The following is an 18,149-nucleotide window of genomic DNA, read 5'->3' on the forward strand; positions in this document are numbered from 1 at the left end:
TGTTACTTTTGCAGCGCATGAAAGTAGCATACATTTCAAGGTCGACACTATACAGCACCCCCGGAGGAGATACCAAACAGTTGGATCTGACAGCACATTACCTGCGCGCACTTGGTGTGGATGTAGATATATACCTGAGCAACCAGGACATTGACTACAGCCAATATGACCTGCTGCACTTTTTCAATATCATACGCCCGGCCGATATCCTGATGCATGCACAAAAATCGGGTAAACCTTTCGTGGTATCAACCATATTCCTGGATTACGGAGAATTTGAAAAGCAAACCCGTGGCGGACTGATGAAGTGGATGAATGCTATCTTTTCAGAAGACCAGATAGAATATATAAAAGCTATCGCACGATGGGTAAAGAACGGCGAAAAGATACGCAGCAACACCTATTTATTCTCAGGGCACAGGAAGTCTGTAAAATGGGTGGCTCAACATGCAAAGATATTACTACCGAACTCGGAAAATGAATACCGCCGCCTGGCTGCAAAATATAAGATAGACCGCCCATACAGGGTGGTACCCAATGGCATAGACGCACAAGTGGCCGACAGGGTAAGCAAACGCAACCCAAAATATGAGAACGCCATACTATGTGTAGCACGTATTGAAGGACGCAAGAACCAGTTGAACCTGATACGGGCACTAAACAATACGCAATACAAAGTATTCATACACGGCAAACCTTCTCCCAACAACGTGGCTTATTATGAGCAATGCAAACGCGAGGCCGCTGATAATATCCATTTCACCACATGGCTGACAGAAGAAGAGTTGTATGAAATGTACCATTCTGCCAAAGTGCATATCCTTCCCAGCTATTTTGAAACCACAGGCCTTTCGTCTCTTGAAGCTGCTGTAATGGGTTGTAATATAGTTGTGACCGACAAAGGCGACACCAAGGACTACTTTGATGGTTATGCCTGGTTCTGTGATCCTGACAGTACCGAATCCATCAAAAAAGCGGTAGATGAAGCTTATGCTGCACCTTACAATACCGAATTCAGAAAAAAGATACTTACAGAATACACCTGGGAAAAAGCTGCCGAAGAAACACTGGCTGCCTATAAACAGGTTTTAAAAGATTAACCTTTACGGTATAATATGACAGGATTGAGAATAGGCATACTGGGTACCCGGGGCATACCTAACAGGTATGGCGGATTTGAGCAATGTGCTGAATACCTGGCTGCAGGATTAGTGAAGAAAGGTCATAAAGTTTGGGTATACAACTCACACGACCATGAATACAAGGATGACACATGGAACGGAGTGAACATCATACATTGCTACGACCCTGAGAAGAAGATGGGTACTGCAGGCCAATTCATTTACGACCTGAATTGTATCATGGATGCCCGCAAACGCCGGTTTGACGTATTGCTGCAACTGGGTTACACCAGCAACAGCATATGGTACAGGCTGTGGCCCAAAAGCTGTAAGAACGTTGTGAATATGGACGGACTGGAGTGGAAACGCAGCAAATACAGCAAACGCATTCAGAAGTTCCTGAAACATGCTGAACGCTGGGCGGCTCTTAATGCTGATGTATTAGTAGCAGACTCACCCGGGATAGAACAATACCTTAAAGAGACCTATAACAAACCATCGCATTTCATAGCCTACGGGGCAGATGTATTTAATGACCCATACGAGCCGCTGCTTGAAAAGTACGATGTAAAAAAGTTTGACTACAATATGCTCATGGCACGTATGGAGCCCGAGAATAATATTGAGACCATCCTGAAAGCACATGTACAAAGCGGCACTGGCCGACCACTACTGGTAATAGGTAAAACTGAAAATGCATTCGGTCAATACCTGGTAGCTACCTATGGAAATAAACCCGGCATCCGTTTTCTTGGAGGTATTTATGACATCACCATCATTAACAACCTTCGTTATTTTTCTAACCTGTACTTCCATGGGCACTCGGTTGGTGGCACTAACCCTTCTTTACTGGAGGCCATGGGCAGCAATAGCCTAATAGCAGCACATGACAATGTGTTCAACCGCGCTGTACTTGGCGAAGATGCTTTTTACTTTGCCAATGTAGACCAACTGGTAGATATCATAAGAAAGGAAACATCAAAGACACAGCATACACAGATGCTGGACAATAACCACAGAAAAATACGCGACCAGTACAACTGGCCGCGCATTGTAGATGAATATGAGCAGGTGCTGATAGCGGCAGCTAAATAACCGCTATGCCTTTGCTTTAAACTTATTGATGGCATTGCGGGTAAAATCGCTCAATACCAGCCTGCCACTGATGGCAGCGCGGTCTGTGAGCAATGTATCCCAATGGTCTGTACCCTGCCAATATACTTTCTTCAGTTCTGCCATAGCTTCAGGACTGCTCTTCGCAAGTTTAGCGGCTAACATTGTAATACCTTCATCCATCTTATCAGGATTAGAATATACTTCGGCATAGAGTCCGTGATCTTTTGCCCAGTCAGCGGAGCGCCACTCTGTTGCATCTGTAGCCAATACGGAGAAAGCGGACAGACCCATCTTACGCTCAACAGCAGGGCCTACCACAAATGGTCCGATACCTACAGCCAGCTCACTCAGTTTTACTGCCGCATACTCTGTCGCGATAGCGTAATCAACAGATGCAGCTAAACCTACTCCACCGCCAACTGCCTTACCATGTATCCTGCCAATGATGAACTTAGGGCACTTGCGCATAGCGTTGATAACTTTGGCAAATCCGCTGAAGAATTGCAATCCACCTTCAGCATCATTAATAGCTATCAATTCGTCAAAAGAAGCGCCAGCACAAAAAGCTCTGTCACCTGCACTTTTCAGGATGACAACTATAGCCTTTTTATTATTACCTACTTCTGTTATGGTCTCCGCCAGTTTGTTCAGTATTACGCCGGGCAGTGAGTTGCTGGCCGGGTGAAAGAACTCTATCGTTGCAATTCCATTTTCTATACTACTGTTTACGTAGCCTTCTGTTTGTGACATATCAACTTATTTCAGCCACAAATATAGAATACTACTCCAAAAGCACGAATTTCTGAACTATTGGTATCTCGTTGGTACCTAACCATATTATGTAATTACCGGGTTGTGCTTCAATATCATTCCAATAGTATGTATAGTGACCCGGGTTCAGAAAAACGTTTGTTACAGGGAATATGTGTCTGCTATCCATACTCACAACATCCAGCACTACATTCGTACTCCTCTTTAAATCAAACTCTATTTTTACATTCCCTTTAGTTGGATTAGGAGATACAGGGTAAAGGATATGCGGAGGGTTACTGATACCTGTTTCTTTCACTCCGGTAAAAATTCCGCTTCCATATTTATATACGCTATGTCCACCCGCAAAAACATGATTACTATCTATTACAAATATTCTGTTGAAGTCATAACCAAAACTAATATGATTCCATGTTTTGCCGCTATCTGTAGTTTCAAATATCCCATCAAAATACCCTCCTACCCATCCTTTTGCAGCCTTAACAAAGCCAACACCTTGTGTACCCCAACCTCCCGGCTTAGTAGCTATTTTGCCAACATGAACTATAGTCCAGTTATCACCACCATCGTATGAGTATATCATATTTACAGTATCATGGCTAAACAATGGTTCTATTGAAGCATATGCTATCCTGTTATCCAGAAATTGCAGCTTCCATATCTTGCCGCCGATGGTAGTGTCGCCAAACACTTTAACCCAGTTCGCACCTCCGTCTATCGTTTTCAAAACAATGGACTCATGCCCCCTGGCACCCGAAATGAAACCTGTATCAGGTGAAAGGAAAACAACATCCACAAGGTTTTTAACGAGGTTGGTATCCATATATTTTGTTTGCCATGTAGCACCTTTATCTATACTTCTGAAAAATTTTGCAGTTGTACTACCCCATGAACCTACGCCGTAAAAAGCATCACCAAAATGTGCCAGTCCGCATATGTTATGTCTGCTTGCACCGGTAGTCGTATCAGAGATATTTGTAGTAATATTCTGCCAGGTCTCACCATAATCTGACGTTCTTAATACAGATGCATTAAGCCCCAATGATCCTGCTATCCCGTATTGCCCGTTGTCAGACATCTCAATACTCCGGAAAAACACATCGGCAGATGTATCATTTTTTACGCTCCAGTTTATGCCACCATCAATGGTTTTCAGTAACCTGTTACTGAGCGTAACAGCAAAACCGGTAACTGTATCTATAAAATACACGTCTTCAAATCTTCTCTCCGTATCTGTAATTGCGCTGCCTTTTTGAAGGTTATTGTTTGGCAGGTATAACCAATGGTTTTGCGCTATACTTTTTGTATGCAGCAACAGGAATAGCATTATAAGAGCGGTGTACTTCATCAGGGATATGACATTTACATAAAAGTAATTACGGTTATGGTAACAGAATGATATGTCATGTAATTATTTTGTCATAAACAGTAAGGCCTGCTACTTGCGCAGCAGGCCTGTAGTATCTTTATTTCAGAATACTCAATCCTGGTTTCTCTTCTTTACCATCGTGAGGATGGTAGCAATGGCTACGGTCTCACCAGTTTCATCGTACACATCTACCAGCCATTTTACAATACCCTTCGCCACATCATTCTCATCTCGTTTTTCCTGATCGGTCATTTGCTTGCAGGTAAACTTGACGCCAATGGTCATCCCGGGATATACGGGTTTGGTGAAACGACATTCATCAATACCATAGTTCAGTAATACCGGCCCTTTCTTAGCATCCACAAACAAGCCTGCTGCTTTTGATAGTACAAAATACCCATGTGCTACACGTCCTTCAAATATGGTGCCCTCAAGCGATGTAGCATCCATATGCGCATAAAAGTTGTCGCCGCTTACATTGGCAAAGTTGGTGATGTCCGCCTCTGTTACGGTATGCTTTGCTGTAATAAGTGTATCACCAATACGAAGGTCCTCAAAATGCTTGCGGAAAGGATGCTCTACTGTCTCAGTCTGCTTGCCACCCTGCTGGTACACGTTGGTAATTCTAGAAATGGTAGTAGGCGAACCCTGTATGGCTGTACGTTGCATGTAATGTAACACACCACGCTTACCTCCCATCTCTTCGCCACCACCAGCACGTCCGGGGCCGCCGTGTGTCAGCAACGGCATGGGCGAACCATGGCCTGTACTTTCTTTAGCGCAATCCTGGTTAAGCACCAGTATACGTCCGTGCATGCTTGCTGCACCCAATACAAACTCTTTGGCCACATCATCGTCAGCGGTTACAATGGAACATACCAGCGAACCTTTACCCAGTTTTGCCAGCGCTACCGCATCACTTATCTCATTATAAGGCATGATAGTAGACACAGGCCCGAAAGCCTCAATGTTGTGACAATCAAGTTTATTGAAAGGATCGTCGTTGAAGAATACTATTGGTGGCAGGAAAGCTCCTTTGTTCTTATCTGCACCTACCACTTCATATTTTTCAAGGTCACCGATAACTATATTCTGCGACTTAGACAACTCCATGATACGCTCACGTACTTCCTCACGCTGCACCTGCCCTGCCAATGAGCCCATACGCACACCCTCTACGCTCGGGTCGCCAATAGTAGAGCCTGCCAGTCTTTTACCTAAAGCTATCTGCACGTCCTCTACCCTGTCTGCCGGTACAATCACACGACGTACCGCAGTACATTTCTGTCCTGCTTTGGTAGTTATCTCTCTTGCTATCTCCTTTATGAAAATATCAAACTCTGCAGTGCCAGGCTGAACATCAGGACCTAATACACAACAGTTCAGAGAGTCTGCCTCAAGGTTGAAGTCTACCGCCTCTGATACAATACGCGGGTGTGACTTCAGCATCTGTCCTGTTGAAGCACTACCGGTAAAGGTCACCACGTCACCTGTCTGTATATTATCCAGTATCCCCCTTGCAGAACCGCATATCAGTTGCAGCGAACCCTCAGGCAGGATATTCGATTTGATGATCTCCTCGAACACTGCTTCTGTCAGGAAAGATGTAAGTGTTGCCGGTTTCACTATCGCAGGCACGCCCGCCAGCAGGTTCACCGCTATTTTTTCCAGCATACCCCATACCGGGAAGTTAAAGGCGTTGATATGTATCGCTACCCCTTCTTTTGGCACCATTATATGGTGACCAATGAAAGTGCCGTTCTTTGAAAGCTTGGCTGCTTCACCATCTACATAAAATGTCTCGTCAGGAAACTGGCGACGCAGGCTGGCGTTGGCAAACAGGTTACCGATACCGCCCTCTATGTCCACCCACGAATCAGCACGTGTGGCACCTGTATAGGCACTTATCTCGTAAAAATATTCTTTCTTATCCAGCAGGTGAAAAGCCAGTGCTTTAAGCATGCGTCCACGCTCCTGGAAAGTAAGCTTACGCAGTGCAGGACCACCCACTTTACGCGCATAATCCATCATTGCACCAAAATCCAGTCCCTCACTGCTGGCAGTATATATTGCTTCGCCCGTGATGGCATTGTGCAATACCTCGCCCTCTTTTCCGGCAGTTACCCATTTCCCTTCTGCGTAGTTTCTTAGTTGTCTCAATGACATAACTCAATTTATTTTTATCGTATTCAAACTATTACCAATACAAGCCCCTATAAGGACAGGCTGCAATTTATAATTTTTGTCAGGAAATAACCGCCTATTGCAGACGTTCCTTATATTCACACCATGCCACAAGCCTCTTCATACAGCAAAACCGACAAACGGATGCGCATATTGTCGCTTATCCTGCTGGCAATCGGTGCGGCATTACGTATATATATATACCTGCAGAACCGCAACCTTATTATTGACGAAGCCAATATAGCCCGTAATATATATGACCGTGGATTTGGGGCCTTGCTTAAACCACTGGACAATTTTCAATACGCTCCACCTACCTTCTTATGGGTCACCAAACTAAATTCATTGTTGTTTGGCATGGGCGAGTTGTCTTTACGTATATATCCATTAGTATGCGGGCTTGCCGCATTAGTGGCTTTCTACCAAATACTTAAAGAGCTGATTCCGGACCGCGCCATATGGTATCCTGTCAGCCTGTTCGTTTTCGGGGCGATATTTATCCGCTATTCATCCGAAGTGAAACAGTACATGCCCGATGTATTCATTAGCCTGTCGCTGATATGGCTGGCACTGAAGACCGATATGGACAAAACGGGACCTAAACGGTTCTTGTTCACCTGGATAGTTGCCGGCTCGCTGGCGGTATGGTCTTCAATGCCGAGCGTCTTTTTACTGGCGGGTGTAGGCTGTTACTATACATGGCTCTATGTTATCCAACGCAAACAATACAACAGGTTTGTACCGATCGCTATTTTGAGCCTTGTGTGGGTCGTTCAATTCCTCCTGTACTACTTCCTGTTACTGAAAGAACAGGCCAATTCTGATTACCTGCAAAACTTCCACCACTACGATTTTCTTTTCGCCACACCTACCAAGCGCGAAGAATGGCAACATAACTGGTACACCTTCAGTGCGCTGATGCGCCAGTTTGAAGGCCTGTATCCTTATGCACATGACATCAACACAGGTTTCCTTATAGCCGGTACTATCATGTTGTTCCGCAAAGCAAGAACGTGGTTCTTTTTATTGGTCGTGCCTGTGCTGGCCCTTTGCGCTGCGGCCGCTATAGACCAATACTCACTGATGCCCCGCGTGTCGCTATTCATCATACCAGTACTCATCATCATCATCGGTTATGGTTTTGCGCAATTTGCCTACCTGCGTTCATTGCCTTTGCGGATACTACTGGTGGTGCTTGCCCTGTATGCCGCAGCTTGCAATATTGCCTTCATGAGAGAAAAGCCCTTTAAATATGAAGAGCTTACCGAGGCCATGCAATTTGCAAAAGATAATGAGTTGAAGTCGAGCGCGATATCATTGTATCACAGTTCCGTACCCGCTTTTATCTATTATACACAAATGCATCCCGGCAAAGACCAATGGGCTGATATTAAAGATGCTGACCAACTGTACTGGTATACACAATATGACTCACTGGCGTGGTTCATGAGGCATGTGTGGAAGACAAGACAACCATTAGCTATACTTTATACCAATTGTACAGAGGCTGAATTTAAAAAGCGGAATGATGGTATGCTGAAACATATGGACCTGTACGACAAACTGGACAAACCATATGTGAAGGCTTACATCTACATAAAACCTAAAGAAGAAGACACCTGTACACAACACGGGGTACCGCCCGTTACTAATTAACAAGAACTTTAATTGTTAAGTTTTGTTAAGTACAGCTGAGCTTTCTTCAAGAGTAGCTTTTTTATCAAACAGCTGATATTGAGCAGTTTACAATTGGGCGTAGTGAGCAAAGAAAACAACGGGCATTTCTTTGCTATATATAACTACACTTAACTTTTCATGGCAATATTTCAAAGAGCGTGCGCATAAAATGAAACATTTTATACTATACAAATATACATAAATAAAATGATAAATAGATATTAATTACTCATCCTCAGCGGTAAGCGCTTCCCAGATCATGTCTTTCAATTGAGTAATGCCCTGGTTGGCTACCGATGATATGAATATATGCGGAACATCTTTAGGAAGTGTTTCCTCGATGGCTTCTTTCAGTTCATCATCCAGCATATCACTTTTGCTTATAGCAATTATGCGGCGCTTATTGAGCAGTTCAGGGTTGAACTGTTCCAGCTCATTCAGCAATATTTTATACTCTTTGGCGTGGTCATCACTATCTGCAGGTATGAGGAACAACAATGCTGCATTCCTTTCAATATGTCTGAGGAAACGATGTCCCAGTCCCTTACCTTCCGCAGCCCCTTCAATGATACCCGGAAGGTCGGCCATGCAAAACGAACGCTCATCGCGGTAAGGCACCATGCCCAGTTGAGGTGTAAGTGTGGTAAATGCGTAGTTGGCTATCTTGGGTTTAGCGGCACTGATTGTAGAAAGCAGTGTTGATTTACCGGCATTCGGGAAACCGACAAGACCCACGTCTGCCAGAATTTTCAACTCAAGCAGCTTCCAGCCTTCCACACCCATTTCGCCGGGCTGTGCATATTCAGGCGCCTGGTTGGTAGCTGTAGCAAAATTGCTATTGCCTAATCCACCACGTCCACCTGCCAGCCATATCACTTCCTGGCCGTCTTCCAGTATCTCTACTTCTGTTTCACCGGTTTCTTCATCAATACCGATAGTTCCCAATGGCACTTCAATGATCACATCCTCGCCCTCTGCACCGGTGCATTTATTCTTACTTCCATTTACGCCGTCTTTGGCCAGGATATTCTTACGATAACGTAAATGGAGTAATGTCCATAGCTGTGCATTACCCCTGAGGATTACATGTCCGCCACGTCCACCGTCGCCACCATCAGGCCCCGCCTGGGGGTTGAATTTGGTGCGTGCGAAGTGCGAGCTACCTGCCCCGCCTTTTCCTGAACGGCAAAAGACGCGGATATAATCAACGAAGTTTCCTTTTTCCACTATGCGGGTTGCAAAAATTTATCGATGTTCTGTGCAATGAGTTTGAAAGTGCTTTCAATATCACCATCACCTTTCAGTTTCACCAGTTTACCAAAAGCATCATAATGGCTGGCAACTATTGCTGTTTTAGCATGATACTCTTTGATACGCTTGGTGATCACCTCTTCATTATCGTCGCTACGGCCGGAGGTAAGTCCACGGTTCACTAAACGTTTCACCAATTCCTCTTCCGGCACATCAAGAGATATTACCAGGTCGATGGGCGTTTCTTTAAACTCCAGCAGTTTATCCAATGCTTCTGCCTGCTCTTTGGTACGCGGAAAGCCATCGAAGATAAAACCACGTGCATCAGGAGTTTCATCCAGTTTACCACTTATCATACCTATTACTACTTCGTCAGGCACCAGCAATCCCTGGTCCATATACTTCTGTGCTTCCAGCCCTAAAGCACTTTGTTTGCTTTTTTCCTCTCGTAGCAGGTCGCCGGTGGAAATATGCACCAGTTGATAAGTTTCTACTATTTTCTGTGATTGGGTACCCTTGCCACTCCCGGGAGGGCCAAATAAAATCAGATTAAACATATATCCTATAAATAATATTAAACAGTGCAAAAATAGCAATACTACCTGACATGCAGGCATAAGTAAGCGTTAATAAACGATCGAATGGGAAAGTAAGCTTGATTTAGCAAGGCAGTAACAGGTTAAAACATGCCACTACAGTAACTAAAACGTTATAAGGTACAGATAAAAAAATATAACTGCAAATACCGGCTTACCGACCCGGCATCAGCATTTTTTTTATCCCATTGTCCATAACCTTATACTCGCCGGGTGCGATACCATCTATGGTCAGGTTATCAATACTATACCGTATGAGCCTTAAAGTAGGGAAGCCGACTGCTGCGGTCATCTTTCTTACCTGCCTGTTCTTTCCCTCAGTCAGTGTTATTGCTATCCAGGAAGTAGGTATTTGTGCCCGGTAACGAACCGGTGGATTCCTGTCAGGCACATCAGGGGGTGCCTCTAACTTTTCAACGATAGCCGGGCGGGTATGATGTTGATTGCCATTTAATATTAACACCTGCTCTTAATTTTCTATCGCTTCTTCGTCAATATCTCCACCATCTACCTGTACCCAATAAAGTTCTTTTATACTGCAAACTGTGGTTTAGAATCAGTTTGAGATTCAGGTCTTTATCATTAGTAGTAACAGTAAACCTTCACTGCTCATAATCTAACCTGCCTACCGGGTAAATATCTTTCGCAATTCCTGTAAGGTAACTTGCCAGTGTTTCTTTTTCTCCCTCAGCAGAAAACTGTGTGAGCACACGAAACGGTTTGTAAAAAACAATGTATTCAAAAGCCATAACCCGGGACAAAAAATTGTATTGACAACTTCTTAAAAAGAAAGAGTCCGGCTGGTTTTTTCAACCGCCGGACTATTAGGATGGGTTAGTAAGCACAATCCTGACACAATATTAAAAAGAAATTCTGCTACTAAAAAAAAATATCAAAAGTTTTTTTTGAAATCTTTCAACACAATGTTGATAAGTTGTTAGCAGCGAAAGAAAAAGTACTACTTGTTTTTTGTATTTAACTTCAAGCAACTACCAGTCCTTTTCTACTTTTATCGGTACCGCTTTTCCCTGTTTCATTTTATCCTGCAGTTTCTTTTCTTCCTGTTGCAATGCATTCAACAGTTGTTCTGCCTGTTGCTCAGAAAGCTTACTGGGCTGGGGTTTCGGGCGTTTTTCTTTTTCTTCTTTGTCACCTTTTTTATCTTGCTGATCTTGCTGCTGCTGATCTTGTTTGTCTTTATCCCCGTCTTTTTTATCCTTGTTTTCCTGGTCTTGCTTATCCTTATTTTCGTCTTTGTTCTCGTCCTTATTTTTGTCTTGCTTATCCTGTTTATCGTCTTTTTTATCCTCGTTCTTATTTTTGTCTTTTCCGCCACCACCTTGCTGATTTTTTAACATCTGCAACGCATAAGACAAATTATACTTCGCTTGTTCATCCTGCGGATCTTTTCTTAATGCTTCTTTGTATGCTTCTACGGCCTCTTTGTATTTCTTTTCCTCGAGGTAAGTATTACCTATGTTGTAGTTGGCAGCTGCCTGCTCGTCTTTTTCTTTTGCAGTTTTTGCAGTGCCTTCATATATCTTGCGCGATGCTTCAAACTCTTTTTGTTTGTATTGAGCATTACCCAGGTTAAACAATCCCGGTATGTAATTAGGTTGTTTCTGTATAGCCTTCTGATACTCAGCAGTCGCTTCTTTATATTTCTGTTCTTTATACAGTTTATTACCCTCGCGTACTTCCTTTTTGGGCTGCGCGTATGCCAGCGATGCTATTAAACATAAAACGATCGTTCCTATCCAATTCATCTTTCTCATGCCGTTCCTGTTTTAGGGTTCGACCTGCGGCCTGCCAGCAACCATTCGGCTACCAGCAAAACAAAACCGATAAGCAGGAAATACTGGAAATAACTTTTAAAGTCTGTAAACACTACCGCACCCAGGCTTTTCTGCTCCATGCCATTTATCTCGTCTACCAGCTTTTCTGCTGCATCATCGGTATTTCTTAATAAAATGTATTTACCCCGGCCTGCAGAAGCAATATCGCTCAACGCTTTTTCATTCAACCGGCTGATAACAGGATCGCCGTTGTCATTCAGCTTTACAGATTGTGTTTCGGGGTCGAATATGGTAGTGCCTTGCGGAGAACCTATACCCACGGTGTGAATGATAACACCTGCCTCAGCTGCTTCTTTCACCTTTTCGATCGCCTGTTCGTCATGATCCTCACCATCTGAAATAATAACCAGCGATTTGTATTTTTTCTCTTTTTGCGAAAACGAGTTCATAGCCAGATCTACCGCCTGCGATATGACCGTACCTTGCGTAGGCACCACATCCGGCGACACATTACCCAACATCATTTTCAGCGCGCTATAATCAATTGTAAGCGGTACCTGTAAGTACGCCCTACCCGCAAACACAATAAGGCCTACCCTGTCGGCACCCATTTTGTCCAGCATGCTTTGTACCAGTTGTTTGGCACGTGTCAGCCTGTCGGGTTGTATATCCGTCGCCAGCATACTCTTACTTACGTCAAGAGCAACGATAACGTCCACACCTTTGCGTTGTACTTTCTCAGTTTTAGCGCCCATTTGCAGGTTAGCCCAGCCGATGACAATAATGCCGAATGCAAATGCCAGCAGTACGAACCGAAGTGTATTCCTGCCGGGAATAAAACCCAGCACCTGGTTATTGATCAGTCGTTCATCACCCAGCGACTTCTGCTTTTTCCTGCGCCAGACCACCATCATGACAAACAGTAGTATCAGCACCGGGATAAGACCCAATGCAATAAGATGTGATATGTGTTGAAAACGCATCATAAGCCAATAGCGACGAATGCAAATTTAAACTTACAGGAAATTTCTGCTAATTATAATTGATGATTTTTAATTTCTTTAACAATGTAACATAACTATGCGGTATATCACTAACCATATTTTTTAGCCTATCTTTATAAGCATATTTACACAACATGTTCAGGCATAAAGGGAAGCACCGAAGTTTCAAACAGAATCTCAAACTTGCCGGATTACTTTCTTTTGTTGCAGGCATAGTAAACGTTTCTGGGTTTCTTGCCATAAAAATACTGACCACACACGTAACGGGACATTTCGCCTTTTTTGCCGATGAACTGGTACAAAACAGGTTTCATACCGCAATGATATACTTCCTGTATATTTTCTCATTTTTTGCAGGTGCCTTCTTTTCGGGTCTTTCGGTAGAATATATAGCCAAAAGAAGGGAACGCTATATGTACTTTATCCCTTTGATATTGGAGATGATCATTCTTTCTGTAACAGCTGCCTTCAACAATACTACCCTTGACAGCTATGCTCCTGTTATTGCATCAGCCATATTATTCGCCATGGGCATGCAAAACGCATTGGTGACAAGCATATCCAACGCCGTAGTAAGAACAACACACCTGACAGGACTGGTTACTGACCTGGGTATTGAGATAGCTCAACTGTTCTTTTACACACAGCCCGAGCAACTGAAAAGGTTAAAAACGTCTATTCAGCTCCGCCTGGCAATCATTGGTTTCTTTTTAGCCGGCTGCATTGCCGGAGGTATAGGATATAATGCATGGGGCATACATATCATGTTCCTGGCTGTATTAAGTCTTGCGGGAGGATTGATATTTGAAAGCATCCGCCCACAGATCGCATACATAAAAAGAAAATATACGAAATAGCATTTATGCAGTTGCGAGAATATAGAAGATAACCTACCTGAACAAATGGCAAATAAGTTAGCTTTGCATTCATGCAAAATTACCTGGAGGGGCTGAACGCAGAACAGCGTGAAGCAGTAGAACATATAGAAGGTCCGTTGATGATAGTGGCAGGTGCGGGCAGCGGAAAAACAAAAGTATTGACCACACGCATAGCACACCTGATGCAACATGGTGTGGATGCCTTCAACATACTGGCGCTGACCTTTACCAACAAAGCGGCAGCCGAAATGAAAGAACGTATTGAGAAAATACTGGGCAACAGCGAAGCACGCAATTTATATATAGGTACATTCCACTCCGTTTTTGCAAGAATACTGAGGGCAGAAGCCAATAAACTGGGCTACCCTAACAACTTTACCATATACGATACCGACGACGCGAAGAACGTGATAAAAGGTATTGTAAAAGCGATGGACCTGGATGATAAACATTACAAACCTTCATTCATTTACAACAGGATATCTGCCGCTAAGAACAGCCTTATAGACCCTGCAGGCTACATACAGGACAGCTATATACAAAAGGAAGACGCACAAAGCAAACGCCCGCTGATAGGCGAGATATATAAAAGATACGCAGCGCAGTGCTTTAAGAACGGTGCTATGGATTTTGATGACCTGTTGTTCCAGATGTACCTGCTGCTGACACACTTTCCTGAAGTACTGGCCAAATACCAACATAAGTTCAAATACGTGCTCATAGATGAGTACCAGGATACCAACGTGGCACAGTATAAAATCATCAAGATGCTGGGTGCCGTGCACGAGAACATATGCGTGGTAGGCGATGACGCACAGAGCATCTACTCCTTCCGCGGTGCTACGGTGCAGAATATCCTTGAGTTTCACCGCGACTATAGCGATGTGAAGATCGTGAAGCTGGAACAGAACTACCGCAGTACACAGTCTATACTCAATGCTGCCAATAACATTATATCTAACAACCGCAACCAGATACCCAAACAACTTTGGACGGAAAATATTGAAGGTGAAAAGATAATCCTGGCACGCGCACTTACCGATAATGACGAAGGCCGTTTTGTAGCCGATGCCATTACCGAGATGAAACTGCGCAACCACTACACCAACAATTCATTCGCTATATTATACCGTACCAACGCGCAGAGCCGTGCATTTGAAGAAAGCCTGCGCAGGATGAACATACCCTGCAAACTGTATGGTGGTATATCATTCTACCAACGCAAAGAGGTAAAAGACTACCTGTCTTACCTGCGAACGATAGTGAATACACAGGATGAGGAAAATATCAAACGCATTATTAACTACCCTGCAAGAAGCATAGGCAAAACCAGTATAGAACGCTTGTTACTGCTGGCAGACCAGCACAATATCACCTTTTGGGAGGCATTGCATCACCCGGCACATGCGGGACTGAAGGGTGCTGCCGCAACTGCTGTTGAGAACTTCGTGGTGATGATAGAAAGTTTCCAGACCTTGCTGGCTAAAAGCAATGCGTATGAGCTGGCTTTTGAAGTAGGTAAGCACACAGGGCTGGTAAAAGAATTATACAATGACAAATCAGTAGAAGGACTGGCACGCTACGAGAACGTACAGGAGTTGCTGAACTCAATAAAAGAATTTACCGAAACACCGGATGAAGAAGGTGAACTGAGAGATAAATCGCTGGGTAGCTACCTGCAGCAGATAACCCTGCTTACAGATGCTGATAAAGACTCAGACGAAGAACAGGATGCGGTAAAACTGATGACCGTACACGCTGCCAAAGGGCTTGAGTTCCCATGCGTATTTGTAGTAGGCATGGAAGAGAACCTCTTCCCCAGTGCCATGAGCATGTATGACCGTGAAGACCTTGAAGAAGAACGCCGTTTGTTTTATGTAGCCACTACACGTGCCAAAGAACGCCTCTGGATCACTTATGCTACCAGCCGTTATCGTTTCGGACAACTGGTGCAGAACGAGCCCAGCAGGTTCATAGACGAACTTCCTGAAATGTACCTGGACCGTTCCTTTACAGGGCCCAGCGCAAGAGGTGTAGGCTCTGTCGGCTCGTTTGGTAATACAGTAGGCCGTTCGTTCGAGCGGACACCTTCATTGAAAAAGCTGGCCGATAAGATACAACAGCAGCCTAAACCCAGCTCGCATACCCCAACCGCCAACTTTGCGGCCGACAACCCCATGGAAATGGAAGTGGGCATGAGTGTTGAACATATGAAATTTGGCTTTGGCACTATCAAGAGTCTTGAAGGTGGTGCTAACAACAGGATAGCCACAATAGAGTTCAAGGAAGGGCAGGGTGTAAAGAAGATAATGTTAAACTTTGCTAAAATCAGGATAGTTCGCTGACATTTCTTGCAGGAGGTTTATGGAATTTTGGGTTGTTTAGCAATCTCAACAATAAAAACTCCTGATCATGCTATTAAAGAAGAATGTCATCGCCCTTTTTGTATTGCTGTTGAGCAGTCACATTCTTTGGGCGCAAACCAAGCAGAAAGCAGATATTGAATCCGCTACTGTATTCCTGACCGGTGCTGAGCTGACCAGCAAGGCACGTGTATCACTCAATGCCGGTGAAACGGAAATATTATTTACGAACGTTGCCGGAAATGTCAATCAGCAAAGCCTGACAATTGGTGCGGGCAACGGTGTAGTAGTACAATCCGCCACTTTTCAGAATAACTATTTAAGAGATGACAACCTGTCGCCGCATGCGCAGGAAATAAAAGACAGCATAGCGTACCTGGAGCAGCAACGCAGCCATACCAATAACGATATGGCCGGTGTGAATGAGCAGATAGCCATTATTAACCAGAACAGGCAGGTGTCCGGCGCCAATACAGGACTGTCAACTGCGGAACTGGTAAAGATGCTGGATCTTGTAAAGGCAAGAATGTCGAAATTGCTGGACGAGAAAGAAGGTTATGCAGCTGACATCAAAAAGACGGATGAACGCCTTACCAAACTACGCCAGCAATTGCAACAGGAACAACAAAAAGGCTTTCAACCCGGCGGGCAATTGCTGGTAAAGTTCTATAGTACTAAAGCCACAACTACCGATGTGAATATATCTTATGTAGTACCTAATGCAGGCTGGAGCCCCAGCTACGACCTGCGGGTAGACGAACTGGGTGGCCCTGTAAAGCTGTATTACAAAGCCCATGTGTACCAGAACAGCGGAGTGGCATGGAACAAAATAAAACTCAGCCTGTCGACAGGTAACCCCAATGAAGGTGCGGAAGCTCCCGTACTTAACCCATGGTACCTGGCGTTTTATATGCCAAGGCCTATGGCTTATAAAAATAGTATAAAAGAAAGTGGTACAGCCGCAAAATATGGAGACGCTAATGGTGGCGTTAGTATTGGAGGCGGGCGTAGTGATGGGACATTATATATAGTGGATGGAGTACAGGTATATGGAGAAAGAGGTATTAATGTAGCACAGGGGACAATGAACCAATATACACAGGTAGACAACAGCGGCATCAATACTACCTTTGATATTGACCTGGCATATACTATCCCTTCAGACGGGCAACAGGTTAATGTGGCTGTAAAAACTGAAGAGATGCCGGCTACTTATCGCCACTTTACCGTACCTAAACTGGACCGTGACGCCTTCCTGCAGGCGCAGATAACCAACTGGGAAGATCTGAACCTGCTGCCGGCTCCCACTAATATTTTTTACGAAGGCACTTATGTAGGACAGGGCTTCTTAGATGTACGTAATGTAGAAGACACCATGAACCTGTCGCTGGGCAGGGACAAAAGGATAGTAGTTCGCCGCGAGTGTGACAAAGAGATGCGCACGGTAAAAACCATAGGCAGCAACGTAAAGAAAACCTACCTGTATAAAATAAGTGTACGCAACACCCGCAACAAACCGGTAGAAGTAACAGTGATGGACCAGTTGCCTATAAGCAACGATAAGGACATAGAAATAACAGACAGGAATTATAAAGATGCCGAGTACAACGAGACAACAGGAGCAGTAACGTGGAAACTACAACTGAAACCTAACGAGACCAGGGAACTGACTGTTGGCTATACTGTCAAATATCCCAAGGGACGGCAAGTGAATTTATAAGGGCTGACAACGCAATAAAAAACCCACTCTTATTGAGTGGGTTTTTTATCAAGCTTTTCAAACCTGAAATCTTTTATCAAAAATTTACTGTTGATCATTGATATCTTCACGTACAATTGATAATTGCCCGTAGAAGTAGTAAGGTCGCCAATAGCCCACTGTGCATTATTCTCCCTGTTGCCGCTTTGTGCAACATTAAAATCCTTCACTACATTTTTCGTAAAAAAGTCCTTGAGTATGATCTCGGCCTGCGAAGCACTGTAAGTGGCCTGGTTATTATTAATATTGATACCAACAGATTTG

Annotated in this window: 14 protein-coding genes and 1 pseudogene; 6 read left to right on the forward strand and 9 right to left on the reverse strand. The window is 44.1% G+C overall.

Annotated features, from left to right (window positions below; genetic code table 11):
* The first annotated feature begins 17 nt into the window (after positions 1 to 17).
* Complete coding sequence (locus tag H6550_15770) at positions 18 to 1,100, forward strand: glycosyltransferase family 4 protein (protein MCB9047592.1); 1,083 nt, start codon at positions 18 to 20, stop codon at positions 1,098 to 1,100.
* 24 nt (positions 1,101 to 1,124) lie between these two features.
* A complete protein-coding gene (locus H6550_15775; GenBank protein MCB9047593.1) occupies positions 1,125 to 2,216 on the forward strand; it encodes a DUF1972 domain-containing protein in 1,092 nt (363 codons plus the stop codon).
* 3 nt (positions 2,217 to 2,219) lie between these two features.
* On the opposite strand, the gene H6550_15780 is transcribed toward H6550_15775, so the two are convergent.
* The 3 genes from H6550_15780 to paaZ all read right to left on the reverse strand — a co-directional run bounded on the left by H6550_15780 (position 2,220) and on the right by paaZ (position 6,543).
* A complete protein-coding gene (locus H6550_15780) occupies positions 2,220 to 2,987 on the reverse strand; it encodes an enoyl-CoA hydratase/isomerase family protein (protein ID MCB9047594.1) in 768 nt (255 codons plus the stop codon).
* A 31-nt stretch (positions 2,988 to 3,018) separates the two neighbouring features.
* On the reverse strand, positions 3,019 to 4,356 hold the full coding sequence (locus H6550_15785) for a hypothetical protein (GenBank protein ID MCB9047595.1): 1,338 nt from the start codon (positions 4,354 to 4,356) through the stop codon (positions 3,019 to 3,021).
* Positions 4,357 to 4,488: 132 nt separating this feature from the next.
* Positions 4,489 to 6,543, reverse strand: a complete 2,055-nt coding sequence (gene paaZ / locus H6550_15790; protein ID MCB9047596.1) for a phenylacetic acid degradation bifunctional protein PaaZ — start codon at positions 6,541 to 6,543, stop codon at positions 4,489 to 4,491.
* 123 nt (positions 6,544 to 6,666) lie between these two features.
* Here paaZ and H6550_15795 point away from each other — a divergent pair, with 123 nt between their 5' ends.
* Positions 6,667 to 8,217: a glycosyltransferase family 39 protein gene (locus tag H6550_15795; GenBank protein MCB9047597.1), complete on the forward strand. Its 1,551-nt coding sequence runs from the start codon at positions 6,667 to 6,669 to the stop codon at positions 8,215 to 8,217.
* Between the two features lie 246 nt (positions 8,218 to 8,463).
* Here the strand turns inward: H6550_15795 and obgE are convergent, their stop codons facing one another.
* From obgE to H6550_15820, 5 genes and pseudogenes are all read right to left on the reverse strand, one after another.
* Entirely contained in the window at positions 8,464 to 9,465 is a 1,002-nt protein-coding gene (obgE, locus tag H6550_15800) for a GTPase ObgE (protein ID MCB9047598.1), read from the reverse strand.
* A complete protein-coding gene (locus H6550_15805; GenBank protein MCB9047599.1) occupies positions 9,465 to 10,046 on the reverse strand; it encodes an adenylate kinase in 582 nt (193 codons plus the stop codon). The genes obgE and H6550_15805 overlap by 1 nt, the downstream gene beginning before the upstream one ends.
* Before the next feature lie 193 nt (positions 10,047 to 10,239).
* Positions 10,240 to 10,834, reverse strand: a pseudogene (locus H6550_15810) (pseudouridine synthase).
* A 240-nt stretch (positions 10,835 to 11,074) separates the two neighbouring features.
* Entirely contained in the window at positions 11,075 to 11,860 is a 786-nt protein-coding gene (locus H6550_15815; GenBank protein ID MCB9047600.1) for a tetratricopeptide repeat protein, read from the reverse strand.
* Positions 11,857 to 12,867: a VWA domain-containing protein gene (locus tag H6550_15820; protein ID MCB9047601.1), complete on the reverse strand. Its 1,011-nt coding sequence runs from the start codon at positions 12,865 to 12,867 to the stop codon at positions 11,857 to 11,859. Before H6550_15820 ends, H6550_15815 begins: the two co-directional genes overlap by 4 nt.
* 152 nt (positions 12,868 to 13,019) lie before the next feature.
* On the opposite strand from H6550_15820, the gene H6550_15825 reads away from it, so the two are divergent.
* From H6550_15825 to H6550_15835, 3 genes are all read left to right on the forward strand, one after another.
* Positions 13,020 to 13,742 (forward strand): DUF1275 domain-containing protein, encoded by a 723-nt coding sequence (locus tag H6550_15825; GenBank protein MCB9047602.1) that lies wholly within the window; start codon positions 13,020 to 13,022, stop codon positions 13,740 to 13,742.
* A gap of 71 nt (positions 13,743 to 13,813) precedes the next feature.
* Complete coding sequence (locus tag H6550_15830; GenBank protein ID MCB9047603.1) at positions 13,814 to 16,108, forward strand: exodeoxyribonuclease V subunit gamma; 2,295 nt, start codon at positions 13,814 to 13,816, stop codon at positions 16,106 to 16,108.
* Positions 16,109 to 16,175: 67 nt separating this feature from the next.
* Entirely contained in the window at positions 16,176 to 17,846 is a 1,671-nt protein-coding gene (locus tag H6550_15835) for a DUF4139 domain-containing protein (protein MCB9047604.1), read from the forward strand.
* Between the two features lie 29 nt (positions 17,847 to 17,875).
* Here H6550_15835 and H6550_15840 read toward each other — a convergent pair.
* A partial coding sequence (locus H6550_15840) for a DUF4783 domain-containing protein (GenBank protein ID MCB9047605.1) occupies positions 17,876 to 18,149 on the reverse strand: 274 nt, incomplete at its 5' end.

Source organism: Chitinophagales bacterium (assembly GCA_020636495.1).
Classification (GTDB): Bacteria; Bacteroidota; Bacteroidia; order Chitinophagales; family Chitinophagaceae; genus UBA5543.